Below are 16,876 nucleotides of genomic sequence, written 5' to 3' on the forward strand. Positions count from 1 at the left end.
TCACTTCTTCTCCATGACGCACTGCAAAGGATGCTGGTGCTTGCGCGCGAAGTCCATCACCTGCGTGACCTTTGTCTCGGCCACTTCATAGGTGAAGATACCGCACTCCCCCACGCCATGCTGATGCACATGCAGCATGATCTGGGTGGCTTCCTCCCGGTTTTTGCTGAAGAAGTGCTCCAGCACATGCACAACGAACTCCATTGGCGTGTAGTCGTCGTTGACAAGGAGCACCCTGTAGAGATTCGGCCGCTTGACCTGCGGCTTGGTGCGCGTGATCACCGCCGTGCCGGGGGCGTTGTCCCCACGGCGTCGACGCTCATCGTCGGCCATCATCATTGCACGCAGCTGACTTTCAGCGTGGTCGGACATTCATGCATTCCCTAACCGGCGAACCGGCCTTCGGTAGCTATAATATGTATGCACCCCCGCTCACGCCAGAGGGGCGGACGGAACCGACTGTCGCATTACGGTGACAATTCGATGAGGCCGCCGCCGGGCTCCGCGCGCGGCCGGTGAAAGCGAGCCGAAGAATGCCTCGCCGCAATGAAAAAGGCCCGGCGCTGCGGCCGGGCCTTTTAAAAACATCGGGACGATACAAACTCCCGTTTCGCAACGTCCATCGCATCAGGCGATTGCCGGAACCCCGCCTCGCCTGCGATCGCTCAATGAGCGCATATCACTTGGTGACGGCGACCTTGGCGAGAACGCTCTCGTAGGGCTTGTACGTCTCCTTGGCCAGATCGGCGTACAGCTCGCCCATCTTGGTCGCCTGAGCGACAAAGCTCTCATAGGCGCTCTTGAAATAGTCGGACTGGATCTCAACCGCCTTGTCGAGCGTCTTGGCGCCGAACAGCTTCTCAGCGGCAGCGGTACCTTCCTCGAAGGACTTCTTCGAGTAATCGGCCACTTCCACCGCGATGGACTGGACGCCCTTGGACACGGTGCCGAAGCTCTTGACCGCGAGTTCGAGGTTGTCCTTACCGACCTTCTGGATGTCGTCAAAATTCTGCAGCATGAGCCCGCTCCTTGGTGTTCCAAAACGCGCGTCGCTCACTTGGCCACTCGCGCCCGCCCGGGAATTCTCCCTCGAATTTTTGTAATGCACCGCACCAAGAGGGTCAAGAAATTTGTGCGGCGCACCATGCCGCTACGACACGCAGGCTCCGCACCATCTTCATGCCATATCAACAGCGTTGATGAGCCTTCTTTACGACTCTGTAACCCTGCCCTTTTTAAGCTTTGGGAAGTGATGGTTCGGCAGGGATCCTTAACGGTCTAGGCCTTCGCAGCGGCAGCAACGCCTCGCCGCAGCGGCCTTTTTCCTGACGAATGGGTTGAGTTCCGGCATCACATGCCGGCAGCGAGTAGCGGGACGAACAGATGCGGGTTCCGGAGATGGTCGGCACCACTTTCATGCGTGCCGCCGTGGCGGTTTTGGCGGTCTCCATCCTCGGAGCCGGCTTTGCAGAGGCCGCGCCGAAGAAAAAGACGGTTCGGGCCAAGCCTGCGGCCACCCGGACCGTATCCAGCACCGGCAACTGGCAACGGGGCTATTCGCACATCGTCGTCGATGCCAATACCGGTCGCGTTCTCGACGCCGACAATGCCGATGCGCTGCGCCATCCTGCCTCTGTCACCAAAGTGATGACGCTCTACCTGCTGTTCGAGCAGCTTGAGAGCGGCCGGATGAAGCTGAACACCCCGCTTCGTGTTTCCGCCTACGCCGCGGCACAGCAGCCCTCCAAGCTGGGCGTGAAGGCCGGGTCAACGATTTCGGTCGAGGACGCCATCCAGGCGCTGATCACCCGCTCGGCAAATGACGTTGCCGTGGTGGTCGCCGAGAACATCTCCGGCAGTTCTTCCTCCTTCGCCAATCTGATGACGCGGCGGGCCCGCCAGCTCGGCATGTCACGCTCGGTGTTCAAGAACCCCAACGGCCTGCCTAACCCCGAGCAGGTGACGACCGCCCGCGATCTCGCCACCCTCGGCCGTGCCATTCAGGAACGCTTCCCGAAGTACTACACCTATTTCGAGATCCGCAGCTTCCAGTATCGCGGCGTCGCCATTCGCAACCACAACCGCCTGCTCGGGCGGGTCGATGGCGTCGACGGGATCAAGACCGGGTACACCAACGCGTCCGGCTTCAACCTGCTCACCAGCGTGAAGAAGAACGGTCGTTACGTCATCGCCGTCGTGATGGGCGGCGCCAGCGCCGCCTCGCGCGATGACCGCATGGTGGCCCTGATCGGCGAAAACCTCGGCAAGGCTCAGGCCGGCCGGCAGATGGTGGCCCGCATGAGCAGCCCGCCTCCGGGCGCTTCGGCCGACGACGCCTCCGCTCCTGTCGCCATTGCGGAAGAGGCTCCGGCCACGCCCAAGACCATCCCGGTGCCGACCACCAGCCCGCGTGTCGCCATGGCCTCGGCTGTTCCCGATATGGAGCCGACCGCTTCCGTCCCGACACCCGCCCCCTCTCCGGCGCGCCCGGCCCGGGCTGCCACGAATGCCCCGGCCGCCAACACGCCCCCCGTTGGATCCGCCGCCCCGATCGTGCCGGTCGCGGTCAAGACCGTCGCGGTGGCTCGTCCGAGTCAGCCGGTTGCCACCTTCAGCAATCAGCCGGGCATTCTGGGTACGCTCTCCTTCACCAATAACGGCTTCATCGCGGAATCCTCGGAGACCGCAGCTGCCGCTCCGGCGCAGCACGCCATCCGCCAGCAGGTGCAGGTGGCGAGCGCGGGCCCGATCGAGATTCCGCGCCAGGAAGCTGAGACGGCCGAGCAGTCCACGGCTCCCCGCTCGGGCTGGGCGATCCAGATCGGCGCTTTCGGCAGCGAGGCCGATGCGCGCGCACAACTCGCCAAGGCGCAGCAGAAGGCCGGCCGGGCCCTTGCGAAGGCCGATGCCTACACGGAGCAGGCGGTGAAGGGTTCGACCCGGATCGTCCGCGCCCGGTTCGCCGGCTTCGATGCCGAGTCCACCGCGCGCAAGGCCTGCGATGCCCTGAAGCGCAGCGACTTCGGCTGCATGGTGTTCCGCAACTGATCCAGGGGGAGGCGTCAATGGCGGTCGAGCAGGACATCCTTCGCTTCGTTTACCCGGGCAGCGAGATAGTTCGACCCGCCCTGGTCGGGATGGAGTTTCTTCATAAGGGAACGGTGAGCCTGGCGGATTTGGTCCGCCCCCGTCCCCGGCTCAAGCCCCAGGATCTGGTAGGCCTCCTCTTCCGTCATCGCGCCGCGGCGCGGCGGGTCAGCGCGCCGCCCGCCCGCTTGTCCCTCCACGTTCTCACGCCAGCCGGGCGACCGGCGGTCAAGATAAGCTTCGAGTAGCTGGCGGCTCTCGACATCGACGTCGAGGGCGAGACGGGCAAGACTCTGGACATCGAGCGTGTCGAGCGCAACGCCGGCGAAGGGGCCATTGATCACCGTCCCGGCGAGCCGCCCGCTGTCATGGTCGAGCTCCATGTCGAGGAAGGCGGTGCGCACAGTGGAAGTCCGCCCTTCGGTCGGCGCACTCCGGCCGGACGTGAACGCCTTGCGGATATCCCAGCCGACCAGCGACAGTCCGAAGATGCCCAGCGGCAGCGCCGTCTCGATATGTCCTCGCATGCCGAGAAAGCCGGCGACGAGGATCAGCGCACCGCCCCCCACTCTGCGTCCGAACTGAGCGAGTACCGCCGGATTGGCACGGCCAAACGCCTTGAGGCCGTAATAGAGCAGCGCGACGATCGCCGCCCCGATCAGCAGATTGATCATCGCGTATCCTGCATGGCGGAAATGAGCCGGCGCGCTCCGGGCGAGGCACCGGCCAACGCGGTAAGCGCTTTGGTGCCGCCGGCGGCATAAGATGCGGCGGCCCGCAGCAGCGCCCGCAGTTCGGCTGAAGCGCCCGCGTCGAAACGGCAAAACGCGCCCTTCGTCAGCCGTGCTATCTCGCGAAAAGCGCGCTCGGCCTGGGGATCGGTCCCCTCCTGGAACATGAAGGCTGGCACCCCGCGCAGCGCGAGCGGGCCGGCTTCGGCGCAGAGCGTGTCGATGTTCTCTTCCATGGCGTCGCCGACGAAGACCAGCGCGCCGACTGGCCCCTTTGCCGCCTGCGACGCCGCGTGACTGAGGACGCGGCCGATCTGGGTTCGCCCACCCTGGCATTGGATGCGGGCCATCAGCGCGCCCAGCTTTGCCCCCTCATTCAACCAAGGCGAGGCCCGGCACTCGCCGGAGCCACGATAATAGACGAGTTGCATATCGAGCCCGCCGATACGGGCAGCCTCCTCGAACATTTCCGCCTGCAGGGCGCAGGCAAGGTCCCAGGTCGCTCCCCGGCTCATCGTTGCGTCGAGACCGAAGATCAATCGCCCGCGCTTCTCCGCAGTCAGAGGCGCGCGGCGCTCCAACTCGGCGAGAAAGGATGCGGTATCGGCGGAGTGAACCGCCGCAACGTTCGGCGCGGTCCTGACGGGTGGTGTCTTGTCGGCGGCCATGCGGGTCCCTGCTGCGGATTCGGCGCAAGTGTATCGGGGGAGCGGCCCTCGACAACAGCCCGCTCGCCAAGGGTTGAAGATCTGGCCCGGCGTTGACCCTCGGCCCGGCTCTGTTAGCTTCCGCGCCCCGACAGAACGAGATTTCGCCATGACACGCGACCGCGCGATCCGCACCGTCCATACCGTTGCCGCCCTGCGGGCGCAGATACAGCAATGGCGTGCCGCGGGCGACAAGATCGCACTCGTTCCGACGATGGGAGCGCTTCACGCGGGACATGTGGCCCTGATGAACGCTGCCAGGGAGAGAGCGGAGCGGGCGATCGTGACGATTTTCGTCAACCCCACTCAATTTGCACCGACTGAGGACCTGTCGCGCTACCCGCGGACCCTGGAGGCGGACCTCGCCAAGGCTCAGGCGGCTGGGGTGGACATGGCGTTCGTACCCGATGTCGGCGAGATGTATCCAGAGGGATTTTGCACCACGATCTCGCTAACCGGCCCGGCCCTGGACCTTGAAACCGCTTTTCGCCCGACTCACTTCGCCGGCGTCGCGACGGTTGTGGCGAAGCTACTTCTCCAGGCGCTCCCGGACGTCGCGTTGTTTGGTGAGAAGGACTACCAGCAGCTACAGGTCGTAACGCGCCTCGCCCGCGACCTCGATCTGCCCGTGCAGATCGTCGGCGTGCCGACGGTACGAGAGCCCGACGGCCTCGCCATGTCATCGCGTAACGTCTACCTCTCGACGGCAGATCGTGCGACAGCAGCCATTCTCCACCGTGCTCTTAACGAGGCCGCAGAGCGGATCGCGCGTGAGGGCAAGGTCGCGGCTGCGGTCGAAGAAGCACGCGCCGCGGTTTGCGCCGCCGGCTTCCAGCTGGATTATCTTGAGGCGCGCCACGCCGAAACTCTCGCTCCCATCAACGGTGCGGATGATGGTCCCATCCGCTTGCTGGTGGCGGCCCGTATCGGGACGACGCGCCTCATCGACAATGTGTCAGTGCCGACATTGACATAACGGCGTCAGCCCATGGTCACATAGGCTACCGCCATCCCGACGATGACCAAGCCAAGGCTGATGCCAAGCACATAGCGCATAGGCTTGACCTCGACGGCTTGACGTTCCTCGGTCTTGGCCTTCACCACCACCTCGCCATTATCGACAACGCGTCGATCATCGGAATCGACGTGGGTCATACCTTCAGGGTTCGTCTGGCTCATGCCGATCTTCCTTTCGCTCATTCCGTATGGGAATAACGTGCGAAAGGCGCTTCGGGTCCCTGCCTCGCCTCAGAGAAGTCCCAGCGAGCGGAGTTCGCGGCGGAGTTCGTCCGGCAGGGCAGGAGTCGCGCTGGCCGCTCCAAGGTCTGGAGGCGCTTCGGCAGCCGGGAGGTAGCGCCATCCCTGAAACGGCCGGTTCGGCCGCGGCGCGACGCGATGCACCGTCGGATCAAGCACGAGATGGCACCGGCGGATGCCGTCGCCATCGACGAAAGGACGGATGCCGGTCAAACTCTGCCGACAGGCGACCTCACCCTTGATCACCCAGTAGAGCGATCCACCGGACAGAAGCTCAGCCGTCCGGGTCGGCACCATGCGCGTGGTGTGCACCTGTTCGACCGCCTCCCCGCGCGCCGCCTTTCCGGCCAGCGATTCGGCGATCCATTCTTCCAGGTCCTCGACCGACACGGCACCGACGCACAATTTCAGCAGGTGGAGCGGCATGGCAGGGTCCGAGACGCGAGTTGCGCTCTATACTCGCTTAACCAGCGGCCAGTCGACCTCATCCTCGGCGAGCGCCCCCGTTTCCTTCAGGGCCGCCTCCTTCCAGGCGACAAAAGCGGGATGGGCATGAATCGCCTCGACATAGGCGGCGGCGACGGGATCGATCTCGATGGCGTAGGTCCGCAGTCGCGTCGCCACCGGCGCATACATGGCGTCAGCGGCGCAGAACGCCCCGAACAGGAAGTCACCGCCGCTGCCGAAACGCGCACGGGCCTCACCCCAGCGCCGGGTGATGCGGCGCACGTCTTGCAGCGCTTCCTCCGGAAAGGAGCGGGCCTCGACAGGGCGCCAGAGATTCATCGGCGCCACGCTGCGCAGCGCGCCAAACCCATTGTGCATTTCCGTCGCGAGCGAGCGGGCATGGGCGCGGGCGACAGGATCGCTCGGCCAGACGCCCTTTTCGGGAAAGCGCTCGGCCAGATGCTCAAGAATGGCGCTCGACTCCCACACCACGGCCTCGCCATCGATCAGCACTGGCACCTTGCCGGCAGGTGAGCGGGCCCAGATGCGCTCCTTGAAATCCGGCGCATCGAGCGGCACCAACTCTTCCTCGAAAGCAATGCCCAGCGCCGTCATTGCCAGCCAAGGCCGCAGCGACCACGACGAGTAGTTCTTGTTTCCGATGATCAGCCTCAGCACCACGTCGACGCTCCCTGGTCCGTTCCGCTGACAGGTTCGGTCATCTCGGGCAGACGTGCAAACGAAGGGCCGTGATGTCGCCCATCAATGCCGTTGATCGTGGCGAGGCATGACCCGACATGACAACGGCCCGGCCTTGCGGGCCGAGCCGTGTCATAGAAGTGAGACCTTGGAGACCAACGCCGTCAAGATCAACCAGCGGCGATCTGCGCCGCCTGGAAGCCCCCGAACAGATAGATAAGGGCAATCGCCGTCAGGAACGCGGCCACAGCCCAACGGGCGACTCCCCAACAGGAGCGCTCGGGAATGGAATTCATGATGACCTCGGAACGATACGTTCACCGCGATGCGCCCGCCGACCGTCGGCATAGGGGCGCGATCTGAAACACTATTTAATAAATCGTTACGACGTTCGCAACCGCGAAATTGCCACAATCCCGGACGCCCCGCGCAGTGCTGCCCTGCCCTAAGCGCATGCCCCTACCCTCGACAAGTCGCATTGAGATCGGTTGAAAGCACTCTCCACCGCGCGCACCCTGACGGCAGCGCGGACCAACAGGGCGTTGACCGCCGGAGCAATCGAGAGCGCCATGCTGGGGTTCACCTTCATCGATGGGATGGCCTTCGCCGCCTTCTGCCTGTCTTGGGTCGCCTATCATATGGTGATGGAAGGCCGGTGGGCGGAAAAGCGCACGCTGAACCGCCGCATGGACGCGTATCGCTATCAGTGGATGCTGCGCATGCTGGAGCGAGAAAACCGCATCGTCGATGCCCAGATCGTCGCGGCCCTGCAGAACGGCACCGCGTTTTTCGCTTCCACATCGCTGCTAGCGATCGGCGCCTCGCTGGCGATTCTGCAATCGACCGAAGCGGTGATGGCGCTTTTCCGCGACCTGCCCTTCGGCGTCCAGAACCGCACCAGTTGGGAATTGAAGACGCTGGGCCTGACGCTCATCTTCGCCAATGCCTTCTTCAAATTCGCCTGGGCCTACCGGCTGTTCAATTACTCAACCATCCTGCTGGGATCCACGCCCCCTCCGTCCGAAGCCGGAACGCCGCAGGCGCAGGCCCATGTGGTCAAGCTTGCGCGCATGGCCACCATTGCCGGCCGACACTTCAACCGCGGGCAACGCGCCTTCTTCTTCGCGATTGCCTATCTCGGCTGGTATATCAATGGCTGGGCTCTGATGGCGGCAACCTTTGCCATCTTCCTCGTGATGATTAACCGGCAGTTGGGCCGGGACTCGCAGTGGGTACTCGACAATGACGGATGATATCTCCCGCCCCTCCGAGGAAGCCGTCGAAGCTGCGATTCTCGCCGTTGCCAGTCGGCCCGGCGCCGCCAGGACGGTGACACCGGAAGAGATCGCGCGCAGCGTTGCCACCGGAGCCGACTGGCACAGCCTGCTCCCGTCCGTGCGGCGCGGCGCGCTGCGTCTCGCCGAAGCCGGCCGACTGGTGCTTTATCGCAAGGGCAAGCCTGTAGCCCCCGCAGACCTGCGCGGCGTCTATCGCCTTGGGCTTCCGCCCTCCTCGTGAGAGCGCGGCGCCAATGGTGCGGCCCGGGTCCTTGCCTCGTCATAAACGCGCTTGAAGGGCGAGAGGCCGATTGCCTTCGCACAGATATACTTCCTGTAAAGATAGAGCCCCAGCGGCACCCGCGCGATCAGGTCCTTGACGGCGGCCTTGGCACGCCACTCCGCTTTCCAGCTCGCGTTGAAATGATGAATTGTGTAGTTTTGGCGCCGAAGAAAGGAAGGATGTTCAAAGATCGTCTTTTCGTAAATTGTGATATTTTTTCCTCGCCAAGCGCGCCCATCAAGCACAAACCCTTCGACCTTGGCGATAAGAATTTCCGTCATCAAGTCATTGTTCGGAATATCGGTTGATATGTCATCAGGACGGTCAATGTAGATTTTCATTAGATCCATTATAATAGGATGCTGCGGTCGGGCACCGATAACCGCTGTACCCATATTACAGTCCCACATGTACCCGAGAAACATTTCATTGGAAAGAAGCGGCGCAAACTCTTGCAACACCTCTACGTCGGTGTCCATGTAAACACCGCCAAATTCGTAAATCTTCAACAATCGAACCATATCAGAGACGTGCGCATAGTTTCCCGAACGAAAGCATTTTTCAAGGAATGAAAACTGATGAATATCTATATTATTCTCGGTCCATTCAAAATGCTGATAATCTGAAAGAATTTGCCGACGCACCCGCTCGAAATGCGCCAATTTCCTGGGCTTCTTGGCACCTCCGAACCAACAGGTGTGAATGATCTTGGGAATGGTCGTCTCAGTCTCGCCCGGCACTGACCAATCTCCTTCCAGCCGATTCAGCCCGAAGATCCGGGGAGATCACTGCCGGCGCATCTTCTTTCGCGAACAGGCCCGATTTGTTCGAATATAATCTAGCTTGGCGACGGCGCCGGTAGTGGGCTATCGATGCGGCCTGTTAGGTAGTACACCATGAGCCCGGTCCACTCACGCAGCGCCAGCTCAAAGAAGCCCGCCCCTTCCGCCACCGAACTGAACAGGCGAAGATAGCCGGGATGGCCGGTCGTACGGAAGTCGACGGGATAAGCGGTGACTGGGAAGCCCGCCGCGCGGAAGCAGCCCACGGCTCTCGGCATGTGAAACGCCGAGGTGACCAACAACCAGGTCTCGCCCGGCGCCGGATTCACCAGTTCCCTTGTTAGCCGGGCGTTCTCGGCGGTGTTGCGTGAGGTCCGCTCGAACATCACCCGCCCCTCTGGCAGCCCGATTTGCGGCAGCGCCAGACGCACCACATCCGCCTCCTGCATCGCCGGCTTCTGGAGCCGGCCACTGCCGCCCGAGAAGATGATCCGCGCCTCGGGATAGCGGCGGGCGAGCTCACCAAGAGCCAGAATCCGCTCCGCCGATTCCTGGAACGCGGGCTGCCCGCGGGCGGCCGTGATGCCAGGCAGTTCGGCACCGCCAACCACCACAATGCCGTCGACGCGCCGGCCATCATCGACAAAGACGGGAAAGCGATTCTCCAGCGGCACCAGCATCATCCGTCCGAACGGGCCAAGGCCGATCAGCAGCAGCCCCCCGGCGCCGATAGTGGCCAGCGTCAACCCGAACTTACGCCAGCGCAGGCTGAGGATCAGTCCCCCGACGGCGAGCAAGCTGAGCAGGGTGGAAGGTGCCGCCACCATCCAGAAGATTTTGGACAGAGTGAAGAACACCTCGCGTGCGCTCCCTTCAGAACCAGAACGACGCGATCGAGAGGAAGGCGAAGAAGCCGACCACATCGGTGATGGTGGTCACAAAGGGTCCCGACGCCACGGCGGGATCCACCTTCAGGCGGTCCAACGCCAATGGAACGAGGATTCCCCCAAGGGCCGCTGCCGCCAGATTGATGATCATGGCCAGCGCGATGACGAAGCCGAGATCGGCAAGGCCAAACCGGGCGAACACCACCGCGGCCATGATGACCGCGAACACCACGCCGTTGAACAGACCCACCAGCAATTCGCGCGCGATGACACGACGCGCATTGCTCGGGCGAAGTTCCCGGGTCGCAAGCGCACGCACCGCGACCGTCATAGTCTGCGTCGCGGCATTGCCGCCCTGGCTGGCAACGATGGGCATCAGGACCGCCAGCGCCACCATGCGCTGCAACTCTCCCTCGAACAACGCGATAACGAAGGAGGCGATGTTGGCGGCGATAAGGTTCAGGAGCAGCCAGGAGAAGCGGCTGCGGGCAATATACCAGAAGCTGTCGGAAAGCTCCTCGTCGCCGGCCACGCCGCCAAGTGCCTTCAGGTCCTCATCCGCCTCCTCCTGGATCACGTCAACGATGTCATCGACAGTGAGCACGCCAACGAGCCGGCCGGCCTCGTCGACGACGGGAGCGGAGATGAGGTTGTAGCGCTCGAAAACCCGCGCCACGTCCTCCTGGTCATCGGTGGCATTGACGACATGGCGATCCGGCGTGACCACATCGCCGAGCTTGGCGCCACGCCTGGTGCGCAGCAGCCGGTCGAGCGGCACCGAGCCGTCGAGGCGATAGGTGGCATCGACGACGAAGACCTCGAAGAAGGTTTCCGGCAGCCCCTCGGTCTCGCCGATATAGTCCAGCGTCTGGCCGACCGTCCAAAAGGGCGGCAGCGCGATGAACTCGGTTTGCATGCGCCGGCCGGCGCTCTCCTCGGGATAATCGAGGCTGCGCTGCAGCGCCGCGCGTTCCGGGATGGAGAAGTTGGAGAGAATCTCCTGCTTGTCGGCATCGTCGAGGTCTTCGAGGATGTAAACCGCATCGTCGGAATCGAGGTCCCGCATGCCCTCGACGACGGTCTGTGTCGGCAACGCCTCCAGAATCTGGACGCGCGCGGTCTCGTCCAGTTCCGTCAGGGCCGTGAAGTCGAAGTCGCTGCCCAGAAGTTCGATTAGCTTCGGCCGGTCCGGCGCGGGCAGCGCTTCCAACAGCCGCGCGACATCCGTCTCGTGCAGGTCACGGAGAATGGTTCGAAGCGCTTCGACATCGCCGGCGTCGATAGCGCCGACCACCGCCTCGACGAAGCCAGGGGCCTCGGTCGGGTCGCTGTCATGCTCGGACCCACGCGAGGGGGTGGCGAACTCGGCCTCTTCGCGCATGCCCTGCTCCGGACGGGGTGGTGAGGGGAAACGGCTCGACCTTAGCGGAAACGATGCACGTTCGCTGACGGGCCGGTGTTAATGAAGAGTCGGCCGGGGGACAATTCCTTAAGAGCCGTGCGGTTTCGCACTACCGGAACTTTGTTGCAGGATTTCACCATGTCGACCGTGACCGCCACCCGGCTTTTCGTTCGCGGACGCGTCCAGGGCGTCGGCTACCGGGCTTGGCTCGCCCGGGAAGCCGGGAAGCGAGACCTTTCCGGCTGGGTCCGCAATCGGCAGGACGGCTCCGTCGAAGCGCTGATCCTCGCCCCATCGGACACGCTGGCGGCTTTTCTCACCCTCTGCCGGATCGGCCCGGCCGCCGCGCATGTTGCCGACCTGGCCATACAAGAAGAGACCATATCGGCCAGCGACGCCGAAAGCGGCTTCAGCGTGCGCCCCACCGTCTAAGGGGGACCATCTTCCGTGGCCGTCGGCCCGAAGACGGTCTCGAACGTCCGCCGTAAGGCCAGATCGGCATCTTCCATCGTCACGGGGAGGCCAAGGTCGACCAGGCTGGTCACGCCATGCTCCCGCACGCCGCAGGGAATGATGCCGCCGAAATGCGAGAGATCGGGCTCCACATTCAGCGAGATGCCGTGCAACGTCACCCAGCGGCGCACTCTTATGCCGATCGCGGCGATCTTGTCTTCGCCGGACCCCGCCTTCTCAGGGCGACGGACCCACACGCCCACGCGGTCCTCGCGCCGCTCGCCGCGCACATTGAACGAATCGAGCGCGCGAATCAGCCATTCCTCCAGGGCAGCGACATAGCGGCGAACATCCGGCTCACGCCGCTTGAGGTCCAGCATCACATAAGCGACGCGCTGGCCGGGGCCATGATAGGTGAACTGCCCTCCCCGGCCGGTCTGGAAGATCGGGAACCGCCCGGCATCGACGAGGTCTTCCGGCCGGGCGCTGGTGCCCGCCGTATAAAGTGGCGGATGCTCCAGCAGCCACACCAACTCGGCCGCCTCCCCGCAAGCAATGGCCCCCGCCACCCGGTCCATCTCCGCCAACGCTTCGGGATAGGCGACGGGCGATGAGGACACGCGCCAGCGCACAGGTGCCGCACCCGGCTGCGGCGGCAGGAGCGGGCTCAGCGCATCACGGGCTATGGGAACCGTCGAAGAGGGGCGCATCTCGTTCATGGTCGATACATAATAGCTGCCACCCTTCCTGTCGCCTCCGCCCTACGGCGGAACTGTCCACAGGCCCGGCCCGATCCGCACCGGCACTTGTAGACCCCTATTCCATCTGCTAGACGATGCCCCGCTCGCGCTTGCCTCTCACGAAGCAGTTGGCGCCAGCGATGCGGTCGTGGCGGAATTGGTAGACGCGCTGCCTTGAGGTGGCAGTGGGTAACACCGTGGAGGTTCGAGTCCTCTCGACCGCACCAGATTTTCCGGTTTCGGAGCACACGGCGACCTTCGGGTCGCCGTTGTTGTTTCAGGGTGCCGTCGTTTCAGCAGGCTGCCCGTCAAGGTCGCCGATCCGCCGGCCCCGCCAGCGCTAATGGACACCCGCCGTGCGCGGCGGCGCCGGCACGATGTGCACCACGCGGTATCCCTTTTCCTTCAGCGCAGCGAGGAAGGCCGGCAGCATCTTCGCGGTCTGCCCGCGTGTGTCGTGAAAGAGGATGATCCCCCGGCCCGCGTGGTCTAGCCGGGTCATGACCAAGGTCAACTGCTCCTCCGGTGTCATCGGATTCCAGTCGGACGCCCACAGATCCGCACCGAACACGCCGACACCGCGCTGCTTGAGATAGTCCAGCAGTTCGGGCGACGAACCGAAGCCCGGAAAGCGGAAGAAGGGCACGCGGGGATTGGCGCTGCTGGCGCCGTAGGCTGCCCCGTCATCGGCCTTGAAGCCCTTCTCGATGTCGGCCACAGCCTTGTCATAGGGGATATCGGCCAGCGTCATCGGATGCGTCATACTGTGATGGGCCACAGTGTGCCCCTCAGCGATCTCACGACGCACAAGATCGGGATGCGCGGCCGCATTGCGGCCGATGACGAAGAAAGTGGCGCGCACGCATTCACGCGCCAGCGTCTTCAGCACCGACGGGGTGGTGGCTGGCAGCGGGCCGTCGTCGAAGGTGAGCACCACTTCGCGGTCGGCGAGGTCGAGCGTCTGCGGAAAATGCTTGGTGCCCACCTGCAGCCCCACGGGATCCACCACGAGCACTCGCGACGTTCCGAGCTTGCCGTCGCACTCACCGGCCTGCGCGGCTGTCGCCCCCGTCAACACCGTCAGAACAAGCGCGAGCCGCACGACACTGAGCATGACGAAAACCCCGAGAGAGAAAGCGGCCCCTGCCTAGCGGATCGCGCGCGGTGGCGCCATCCGGCGAGGCGCGCGTGCCGCGCTCCCCAGCTCTCCGCCTGCCGCATAAATGACGCAGCGGCCCGCGCGCCGTTCAGCTTTCCGGCGCATCAACGATGGGATCGTACTGCGACGCGTCGAAGCCGAGTACGTTCCAGCTCTGCTGCATGTGCGGCGGCAGCGGGGCGGAAACGTCGATCAGACGGTCGCCGCGCGGGTGCGGAATCACCAGCCGCCGCGCCAAGAGATGAAGCCGGTTCTGCAAGCCGCCGGGCAGAGGCCAGTTCTCGACGTTGAAGTATTTCGGGTCGCCGACGATGGGGTGACCGATATGGGCGGCATGGGCGCGCAGCTGATGGGTGCGCCCGGTCACCGGCTTCATCGACAGCCACGCCAGTTTCTGCGCCGCATGGTCGACAACGGCGTAATAGGAGATGGCGTGGCTCGCCTCGTCGTCGCCGTGGCGGGCAACACGCATCCTCTCCGCCGCCTCATCCTTGGCTAGATAGGTGGAGATGCGCCCCTGCGCCGGCCGCGGCACGCCAGGGACTAGCGCCCAGTACACCTTGCGGGCCGAGCGCGAGCGGAAGGTCTTGGCGAGCGTCGACGCCGCAAGGCGGGTCTTCGCCACCAGCAGGATGCCGGACGTGTCCTTGTCGATACGGTGGACCAGACGCGGCTTCTGCCCATCCGTGCCACGCAGCGCTTCCAGCATGCCGTCGACATGGCGATAGGTGCCGGACCCGCCCTGAACGGCGAGACCAAACGGTTTGTTCAGCACCAGCACGTCGCGATCTTCGAACAACGTCATGTCCTTGAGCGCGCGGGCATCCTTGTCGTCCGAGCTGGCGCGCCGCACCGCTGGGGCGGCAAGTTCCTCGCCCTCGGCCGGACGAGCGGCGCGGGGAGCGCGGGCGGGCGCCACCTCGCCGCGTGCGATGGCCTCCTCCGCTTCCAGATGGTCCGCGGCGGAAAGCTGCGGCTTCTCCTCGAGCGGCGGGATGCGGATGGCCTGCCCGGCGGAGAGCCGGGTATTGGTTTTCACCCGCCCGCCTTCGACCCGCACCTGCCCGCTGCGTAGCAGCTTCTGCAGGTGGCCGAAGGAAAGGTCGGGATAGTGGGTCTTGAACCAGCGGTCGAGCCGCATGCCCTCTTCATCCGCGTCGACGCGGCGTGTCTCAACGGCCATGATGTGGGTACTCCTTACCCCTGCACATAGCCGAGACGAGGCGCCACGTCACGCGAGAGCGCGCATGATCGCCAGGCCCACGAACACGCCAACCAGGGCAAGGGCGACAGACCCCGCCACATAGAGGGCTGCCAGCCCGATCTCGCCTCGCTGCACCAGCAACGCGGTGTCGAGGGAAAAGGTGGAGAAGGTGGTGAAGCCACCGAGAATGCCGGTGATGATGAAGGCGCGGGCGTGCATGGTCCAGCCGCCGCTTGCCAGGAAAGTCAGCCAGCCCGCTACCAGGCCGATGGCAAAGCTGCCCGCGACATTGATCGCCAGGGTGCCATAGGGAAAGCCCATGCCGAACAGGCGCATCGCCGTCATGCCGACGGCATTGCGCAGCACACCCCCGATCCCTGCGCCGATGAAGATAAGAAGAATGCCCTGCACGCCGCTTGCCCCGCTTGTTTCCCTCTAGCCGCCGCCCTGCCGCTCCTGGCGCAGCCGCGCCCAGTACTCCAGGCGCTTCTTCACCTCGCGCTCGAAGCCGCGCTCGTTCGGTGCGTAGAAATCTACTCGTGCATCGCCGGCCAGCTCTTCGGGAAAGAACGACTGCCCGGCGAACGCATCGGGATAATCGTGATCGTACTGGTAGCCGGCGTGGTAGCCGAGCTCCTTCATCAGCTTGGTCGGGGCGTTGAGGATGTGTTTCGGCGGCGCCAGCGAACCGGTCTTCTGCGCCAGCGCGAGGGCGGCGTTGAAGGCGGAATAGGCGGCGTTGGATTTTGGCGCGGTCGCGACATAGGCGATGGCCTGGGCGAGGAACAGTCGCCCTTCCGGCCAGCCCACGCGCTCGAACGCCGTCCACGCCGCCACCACCTGCGGCATGGCCTGCGGGTCCGCCATGCCCACATCCTCCGACGCCGCGCAGCACAGCCGGCGGAACACGGTGCCGGGGTCCTCGCCCCCTGTCAGCATGCGCGCAGCCCAGTACATGGCGCCATTTACATCCGAACCGCGCAGGCTCTTATGAAAGCAGCTGAGCAGGTTGTAATGCTCGTCTTGCCCCTTGTCATAGATCGGGGCGCGCTTCTGCATCGTCGCGGCGAGAGCCTTGACGTCGAGGTCTGGCCCCTCCGGGAGGGAAAGCAATTCCTCGGCTAGGCCGAGCAGATAGCGCCCGTCGCCATCGGCCATGCCGGCAAGCGCCGCGCGGGCCTCCGCATCGAGCGGCAGACGGCGGCCCTCGAGAGTCTCCGCCCGCTGCAGCAGCCGCTCGATCGCCGCGGCGTCGAGCGCCTTGAACACCAGAACGCGCGCGCGAGAGAGCAGCGCCGCGTTCAACTCGAAGGACGGGTTCTCCGTCGTGGCGCCGATCAGCGTGATCGTGCCGTCTTCCATCACGGGGAGGAAGCCGTCCTGCTGGGCGCGATTGAAGCGGTGAATTTCGTCGACGAATAGCAGCGTGCCCTGCCCGATCGCCCGTCGTCCCCGAGCCGCCTCGAACACTTTCTTGAGCTCGGCGACGCCGGTGAAGATGGCCGAGACCTGCTCGAAATGCAGGTCGGTTTCCCGCGCCAGCAACCGCGCCACCGTCGTCTTGCCGGTTCCCGGCGGGCCCCAGAAGATCAGGGAACCGAGCGAGCGGTTCGCTATCATCCGCGTGAGAGCCCCGCCCTCCCCGGTCAGGTGCTCCTGCCCGACGACCTCGCCGAGTTTCCCCGGCCGCAACCGATCCGCCAGCGGCCGGGGGGCGGCGCTATCGAGCCCAGCGGAGGCAAAGAGGTCAGCCAAGGTCGC

General features: G+C 64.5%; 21 protein-coding genes and 1 tRNA gene. 6 read left to right on the forward strand and 16 right to left on the reverse strand.

Annotation, left to right across the window (positions count from 1 at the left end; translation table 11 throughout):
* Together clpS and ACP2AH_RS01800 are read right to left on the reverse strand one after the other, a co-directional pair.
* Positions 1–372 carry an ATP-dependent Clp protease adapter ClpS gene (clpS, locus tag ACP2AH_RS01795; protein ID WP_370874064.1) on the reverse strand — a complete coding sequence of 124 codons (372 nt, stop codon included), beginning with the start codon at positions 370–372 and terminating at the stop codon, positions 1–3.
* Between the two features lie 307 nt (positions 373–679).
* The gene (locus tag ACP2AH_RS01800) at positions 680–1,018 is read right to left on the reverse strand and encodes a phasin family protein (protein ID WP_421697501.1); all 339 of its coding nucleotides are present in this window, start codon (positions 1,016–1,018) and stop codon (positions 680–682) included.
* Between the two features lie 365 nt (positions 1,019–1,383).
* Between ACP2AH_RS01800 and ACP2AH_RS01805 the strand changes: the two genes are divergently transcribed.
* Entirely contained in the window at positions 1,384–3,048 is a 1,665-nt protein-coding gene (locus ACP2AH_RS01805) for a serine hydrolase (protein WP_425104259.1), read from the forward strand.
* 14 nt (positions 3,049–3,062) lie between these two features.
* Here ACP2AH_RS01805 and ACP2AH_RS01810 read toward each other — a convergent pair whose 3' ends face one another.
* Entirely contained in the window at positions 3,063–3,761 is a 699-nt protein-coding gene (locus tag ACP2AH_RS01810) for a DnaJ domain-containing protein (RefSeq protein ID WP_425104260.1), read from the reverse strand.
* Entirely contained in the window at positions 3,758–4,486 is a 729-nt protein-coding gene (locus ACP2AH_RS01815; protein ID WP_425104261.1) for a VWA domain-containing protein, read from the reverse strand. Before ACP2AH_RS01815 ends, ACP2AH_RS01810 begins: the two co-directional genes overlap by 4 nt.
* A gap of 148 nt (positions 4,487–4,634) precedes the next feature.
* Here ACP2AH_RS01815 and panC point away from each other — a divergent pair, with 148 nt between their 5' ends.
* Positions 4,635–5,501, forward strand: coding sequence for a pantoate--beta-alanine ligase (panC, locus tag ACP2AH_RS01820; protein ID WP_425104262.1), 867 nt, complete (start codon positions 4,635–4,637; stop codon positions 5,499–5,501).
* A gap of 5 nt (positions 5,502–5,506) precedes the next feature.
* Here panC and ACP2AH_RS01825 read toward each other — a convergent pair whose 3' ends face one another.
* The 4 genes from ACP2AH_RS01825 to ACP2AH_RS01840 all read right to left on the reverse strand — a co-directional run bounded on the left by ACP2AH_RS01825 (position 5,507) and on the right by ACP2AH_RS01840 (position 7,224).
* Positions 5,507–5,704 (reverse strand): hypothetical protein, encoded by a 198-nt coding sequence (locus ACP2AH_RS01825; protein WP_244376889.1) that lies wholly within the window; start codon positions 5,702–5,704, stop codon positions 5,507–5,509.
* A gap of 69 nt (positions 5,705–5,773) precedes the next feature.
* Positions 5,774–6,208, reverse strand: coding sequence for a DUF1489 family protein (locus ACP2AH_RS01830; protein ID WP_425104263.1), 435 nt, complete (start codon positions 6,206–6,208; stop codon positions 5,774–5,776).
* A gap of 27 nt (positions 6,209–6,235) precedes the next feature.
* Positions 6,236–6,907 carry a glutathione S-transferase family protein gene (locus ACP2AH_RS01835; RefSeq protein ID WP_425104710.1) on the reverse strand — a complete coding sequence of 224 codons (672 nt, stop codon included), beginning with the start codon at positions 6,905–6,907 and terminating at the stop codon, positions 6,236–6,238.
* A gap of 191 nt (positions 6,908–7,098) precedes the next feature.
* Complete coding sequence (locus ACP2AH_RS01840) at positions 7,099–7,224, reverse strand: hypothetical protein (RefSeq protein WP_421697493.1); 126 nt, start codon at positions 7,222–7,224, stop codon at positions 7,099–7,101.
* Positions 7,225–7,497: 273 nt separating this feature from the next.
* Between ACP2AH_RS01840 and ACP2AH_RS01845 the strand changes: the two genes are divergently transcribed.
* Together ACP2AH_RS01845 and ACP2AH_RS01850 are read left to right on the forward strand one after the other, a co-directional pair.
* Positions 7,498–8,181 (forward strand): DUF599 domain-containing protein, encoded by a 684-nt coding sequence (locus tag ACP2AH_RS01845; protein ID WP_425104711.1) that lies wholly within the window; start codon positions 7,498–7,500, stop codon positions 8,179–8,181.
* Entirely contained in the window at positions 8,171–8,446 is a 276-nt protein-coding gene (locus ACP2AH_RS01850) for a DUF3253 domain-containing protein (RefSeq protein ID WP_425104264.1), read from the forward strand. Before ACP2AH_RS01845 ends, ACP2AH_RS01850 begins: the two co-directional genes overlap by 11 nt.
* Here the strand turns inward: ACP2AH_RS01850 and ACP2AH_RS01855 are convergent.
* From ACP2AH_RS01855 to mgtE, 3 genes are all read right to left on the reverse strand, one after another.
* A complete protein-coding gene (locus tag ACP2AH_RS01855) occupies positions 8,416–9,228 on the reverse strand; it encodes a glycosyltransferase family 32 protein (protein ID WP_425104265.1) in 813 nt (270 codons plus the stop codon). The genes ACP2AH_RS01850 and ACP2AH_RS01855 overlap by 31 nt on opposite strands.
* A 98-nt stretch (positions 9,229–9,326) precedes the next feature.
* A complete protein-coding gene (locus ACP2AH_RS01860) occupies positions 9,327–10,127 on the reverse strand; it encodes a YdcF family protein (RefSeq protein WP_425104266.1) in 801 nt (266 codons plus the stop codon).
* A gap of 16 nt (positions 10,128–10,143) precedes the next feature.
* The gene (gene mgtE, locus ACP2AH_RS01865) at positions 10,144–11,538 is read right to left on the reverse strand and encodes a magnesium transporter (RefSeq protein WP_425104267.1); all 1,395 of its coding nucleotides are present in this window, start codon (positions 11,536–11,538) and stop codon (positions 10,144–10,146) included.
* 159 nt (positions 11,539–11,697) lie between these two features.
* On the opposite strand from mgtE, the gene ACP2AH_RS01870 reads away from it, so the two are divergent.
* The gene (locus tag ACP2AH_RS01870) at positions 11,698–11,991 is read left to right on the forward strand and encodes an acylphosphatase (protein WP_425104268.1); all 294 of its coding nucleotides are present in this window, start codon (positions 11,698–11,700) and stop codon (positions 11,989–11,991) included.
* Here the strand turns inward: ACP2AH_RS01870 and lipB are convergent.
* Positions 11,988–12,722 carry a lipoyl(octanoyl) transferase LipB gene (lipB, locus tag ACP2AH_RS01875; protein WP_425104712.1) on the reverse strand — a complete coding sequence of 245 codons (735 nt, stop codon included), beginning with the start codon at positions 12,720–12,722 and terminating at the stop codon, positions 11,988–11,990. The two genes, ACP2AH_RS01870 and lipB, sit on opposite strands and share 4 nt — an antisense overlap.
* 172 nt (positions 12,723–12,894) lie before the next feature.
* Here lipB and ACP2AH_RS01880 point away from each other — a divergent pair.
* A tRNA-Leu gene (locus tag ACP2AH_RS01880) sits at positions 12,895–12,979 on the forward strand.
* A 113-nt stretch (positions 12,980–13,092) separates the two neighbouring features.
* On the opposite strand, the gene ACP2AH_RS01885 is transcribed toward ACP2AH_RS01880, so the two are convergent.
* From ACP2AH_RS01885 to ACP2AH_RS01900, 4 genes are all read right to left on the reverse strand, one after another.
* Positions 13,093–13,866: a polysaccharide deacetylase family protein gene (locus ACP2AH_RS01885; protein ID WP_425104269.1), complete on the reverse strand. Its 774-nt coding sequence runs from the start codon at positions 13,864–13,866 to the stop codon at positions 13,093–13,095.
* Between the two features lie 133 nt (positions 13,867–13,999).
* On the reverse strand, positions 14,000–15,094 hold the full coding sequence (locus tag ACP2AH_RS01890) for an RluA family pseudouridine synthase (protein WP_425104270.1): 1,095 nt from the start codon (positions 15,092–15,094) through the stop codon (positions 14,000–14,002).
* A gap of 48 nt (positions 15,095–15,142) precedes the next feature.
* Entirely contained in the window at positions 15,143–15,526 is a 384-nt protein-coding gene (crcB, locus tag ACP2AH_RS01895) for a fluoride efflux transporter CrcB (RefSeq protein WP_425104271.1), read from the reverse strand.
* A gap of 24 nt (positions 15,527–15,550) precedes the next feature.
* Positions 15,551–16,870: a replication-associated recombination protein A gene (locus ACP2AH_RS01900; protein ID WP_425104272.1), complete on the reverse strand. Its 1,320-nt coding sequence runs from the start codon at positions 16,868–16,870 to the stop codon at positions 15,551–15,553.
* Positions 16,871–16,876: the final 6 nt, after the last annotated feature.

This window comes from Ancylobacter sp., from assembly GCF_965249975.1.
GTDB lineage: Bacteria > Pseudomonadota > Alphaproteobacteria > Rhizobiales > Xanthobacteraceae > Ancylobacter.

Bases quoted from the DNA above. Each gene is read 5' to 3' on its own strand.
- panC (WP_425104262.1), top strand. From the start codon at position 4,635: ATGACACGCGACCGCGCGATCCGCACCGTCCATACCGTTGCCGCCCTG.
- ACP2AH_RS01885 (WP_425104269.1), bottom strand. From the start codon at position 13,866: ATGCTCAGTGTCGTGCGGCTCGCGCTTGTTCTGACGGTGTTGACGGGG.
- ACP2AH_RS01830 (WP_425104263.1), bottom strand. From the start codon at position 6,208: ATGCCGCTCCACCTGCTGAAATTGTGCGTCGGTGCCGTGTCGGTCGAG.
- mgtE (WP_425104267.1), bottom strand. From the start codon at position 11,538: ATGCGCGAAGAGGCCGAGTTCGCCACCCCCTCGCGTGGGTCCGAGCAT.
- ACP2AH_RS01805 (WP_425104259.1), top strand. From the start codon at position 1,384: ATGCGGGTTCCGGAGATGGTCGGCACCACTTTCATGCGTGCCGCCGTG.
- ACP2AH_RS01825 (WP_244376889.1), bottom strand. From the start codon at position 5,704: ATGAGCCAGACGAACCCTGAAGGTATGACCCACGTCGATTCCGATGAT.
- ACP2AH_RS01845 (WP_425104711.1), top strand. From the start codon at position 7,498: ATGCTGGGGTTCACCTTCATCGATGGGATGGCCTTCGCCGCCTTCTGC.
- ACP2AH_RS01870 (WP_425104268.1), top strand. From the start codon at position 11,698: ATGTCGACCGTGACCGCCACCCGGCTTTTCGTTCGCGGACGCGTCCAG.
- ACP2AH_RS01815 (WP_425104261.1), bottom strand. From the start codon at position 4,486: ATGGCCGCCGACAAGACACCACCCGTCAGGACCGCGCCGAACGTTGCG.
- ACP2AH_RS01800 (WP_421697501.1), bottom strand. From the start codon at position 1,018: ATGCTGCAGAATTTTGACGACATCCAGAAGGTCGGTAAGGACAACCTC.
- ACP2AH_RS01810 (WP_425104260.1), bottom strand. From the start codon at position 3,761: ATGATCAATCTGCTGATCGGGGCGGCGATCGTCGCGCTGCTCTATTAC.
- clpS (WP_370874064.1), bottom strand. From the start codon at position 372: ATGTCCGACCACGCTGAAAGTCAGCTGCGTGCAATGATGATGGCCGAC.
- ACP2AH_RS01840 (WP_421697493.1), bottom strand. From the start codon at position 7,224: ATGAATTCCATTCCCGAGCGCTCCTGTTGGGGAGTCGCCCGTTGGGCT.
- lipB (WP_425104712.1), bottom strand. From the start codon at position 12,722: ATGCGCCCCTCTTCGACGGTTCCCATAGCCCGTGATGCGCTGAGCCCG.
- ACP2AH_RS01850 (WP_425104264.1), top strand. From the start codon at position 8,171: ATGACGGATGATATCTCCCGCCCCTCCGAGGAAGCCGTCGAAGCTGCG.
- ACP2AH_RS01890 (WP_425104270.1), bottom strand. From the start codon at position 15,094: ATGGCCGTTGAGACACGCCGCGTCGACGCGGATGAAGAGGGCATGCGG.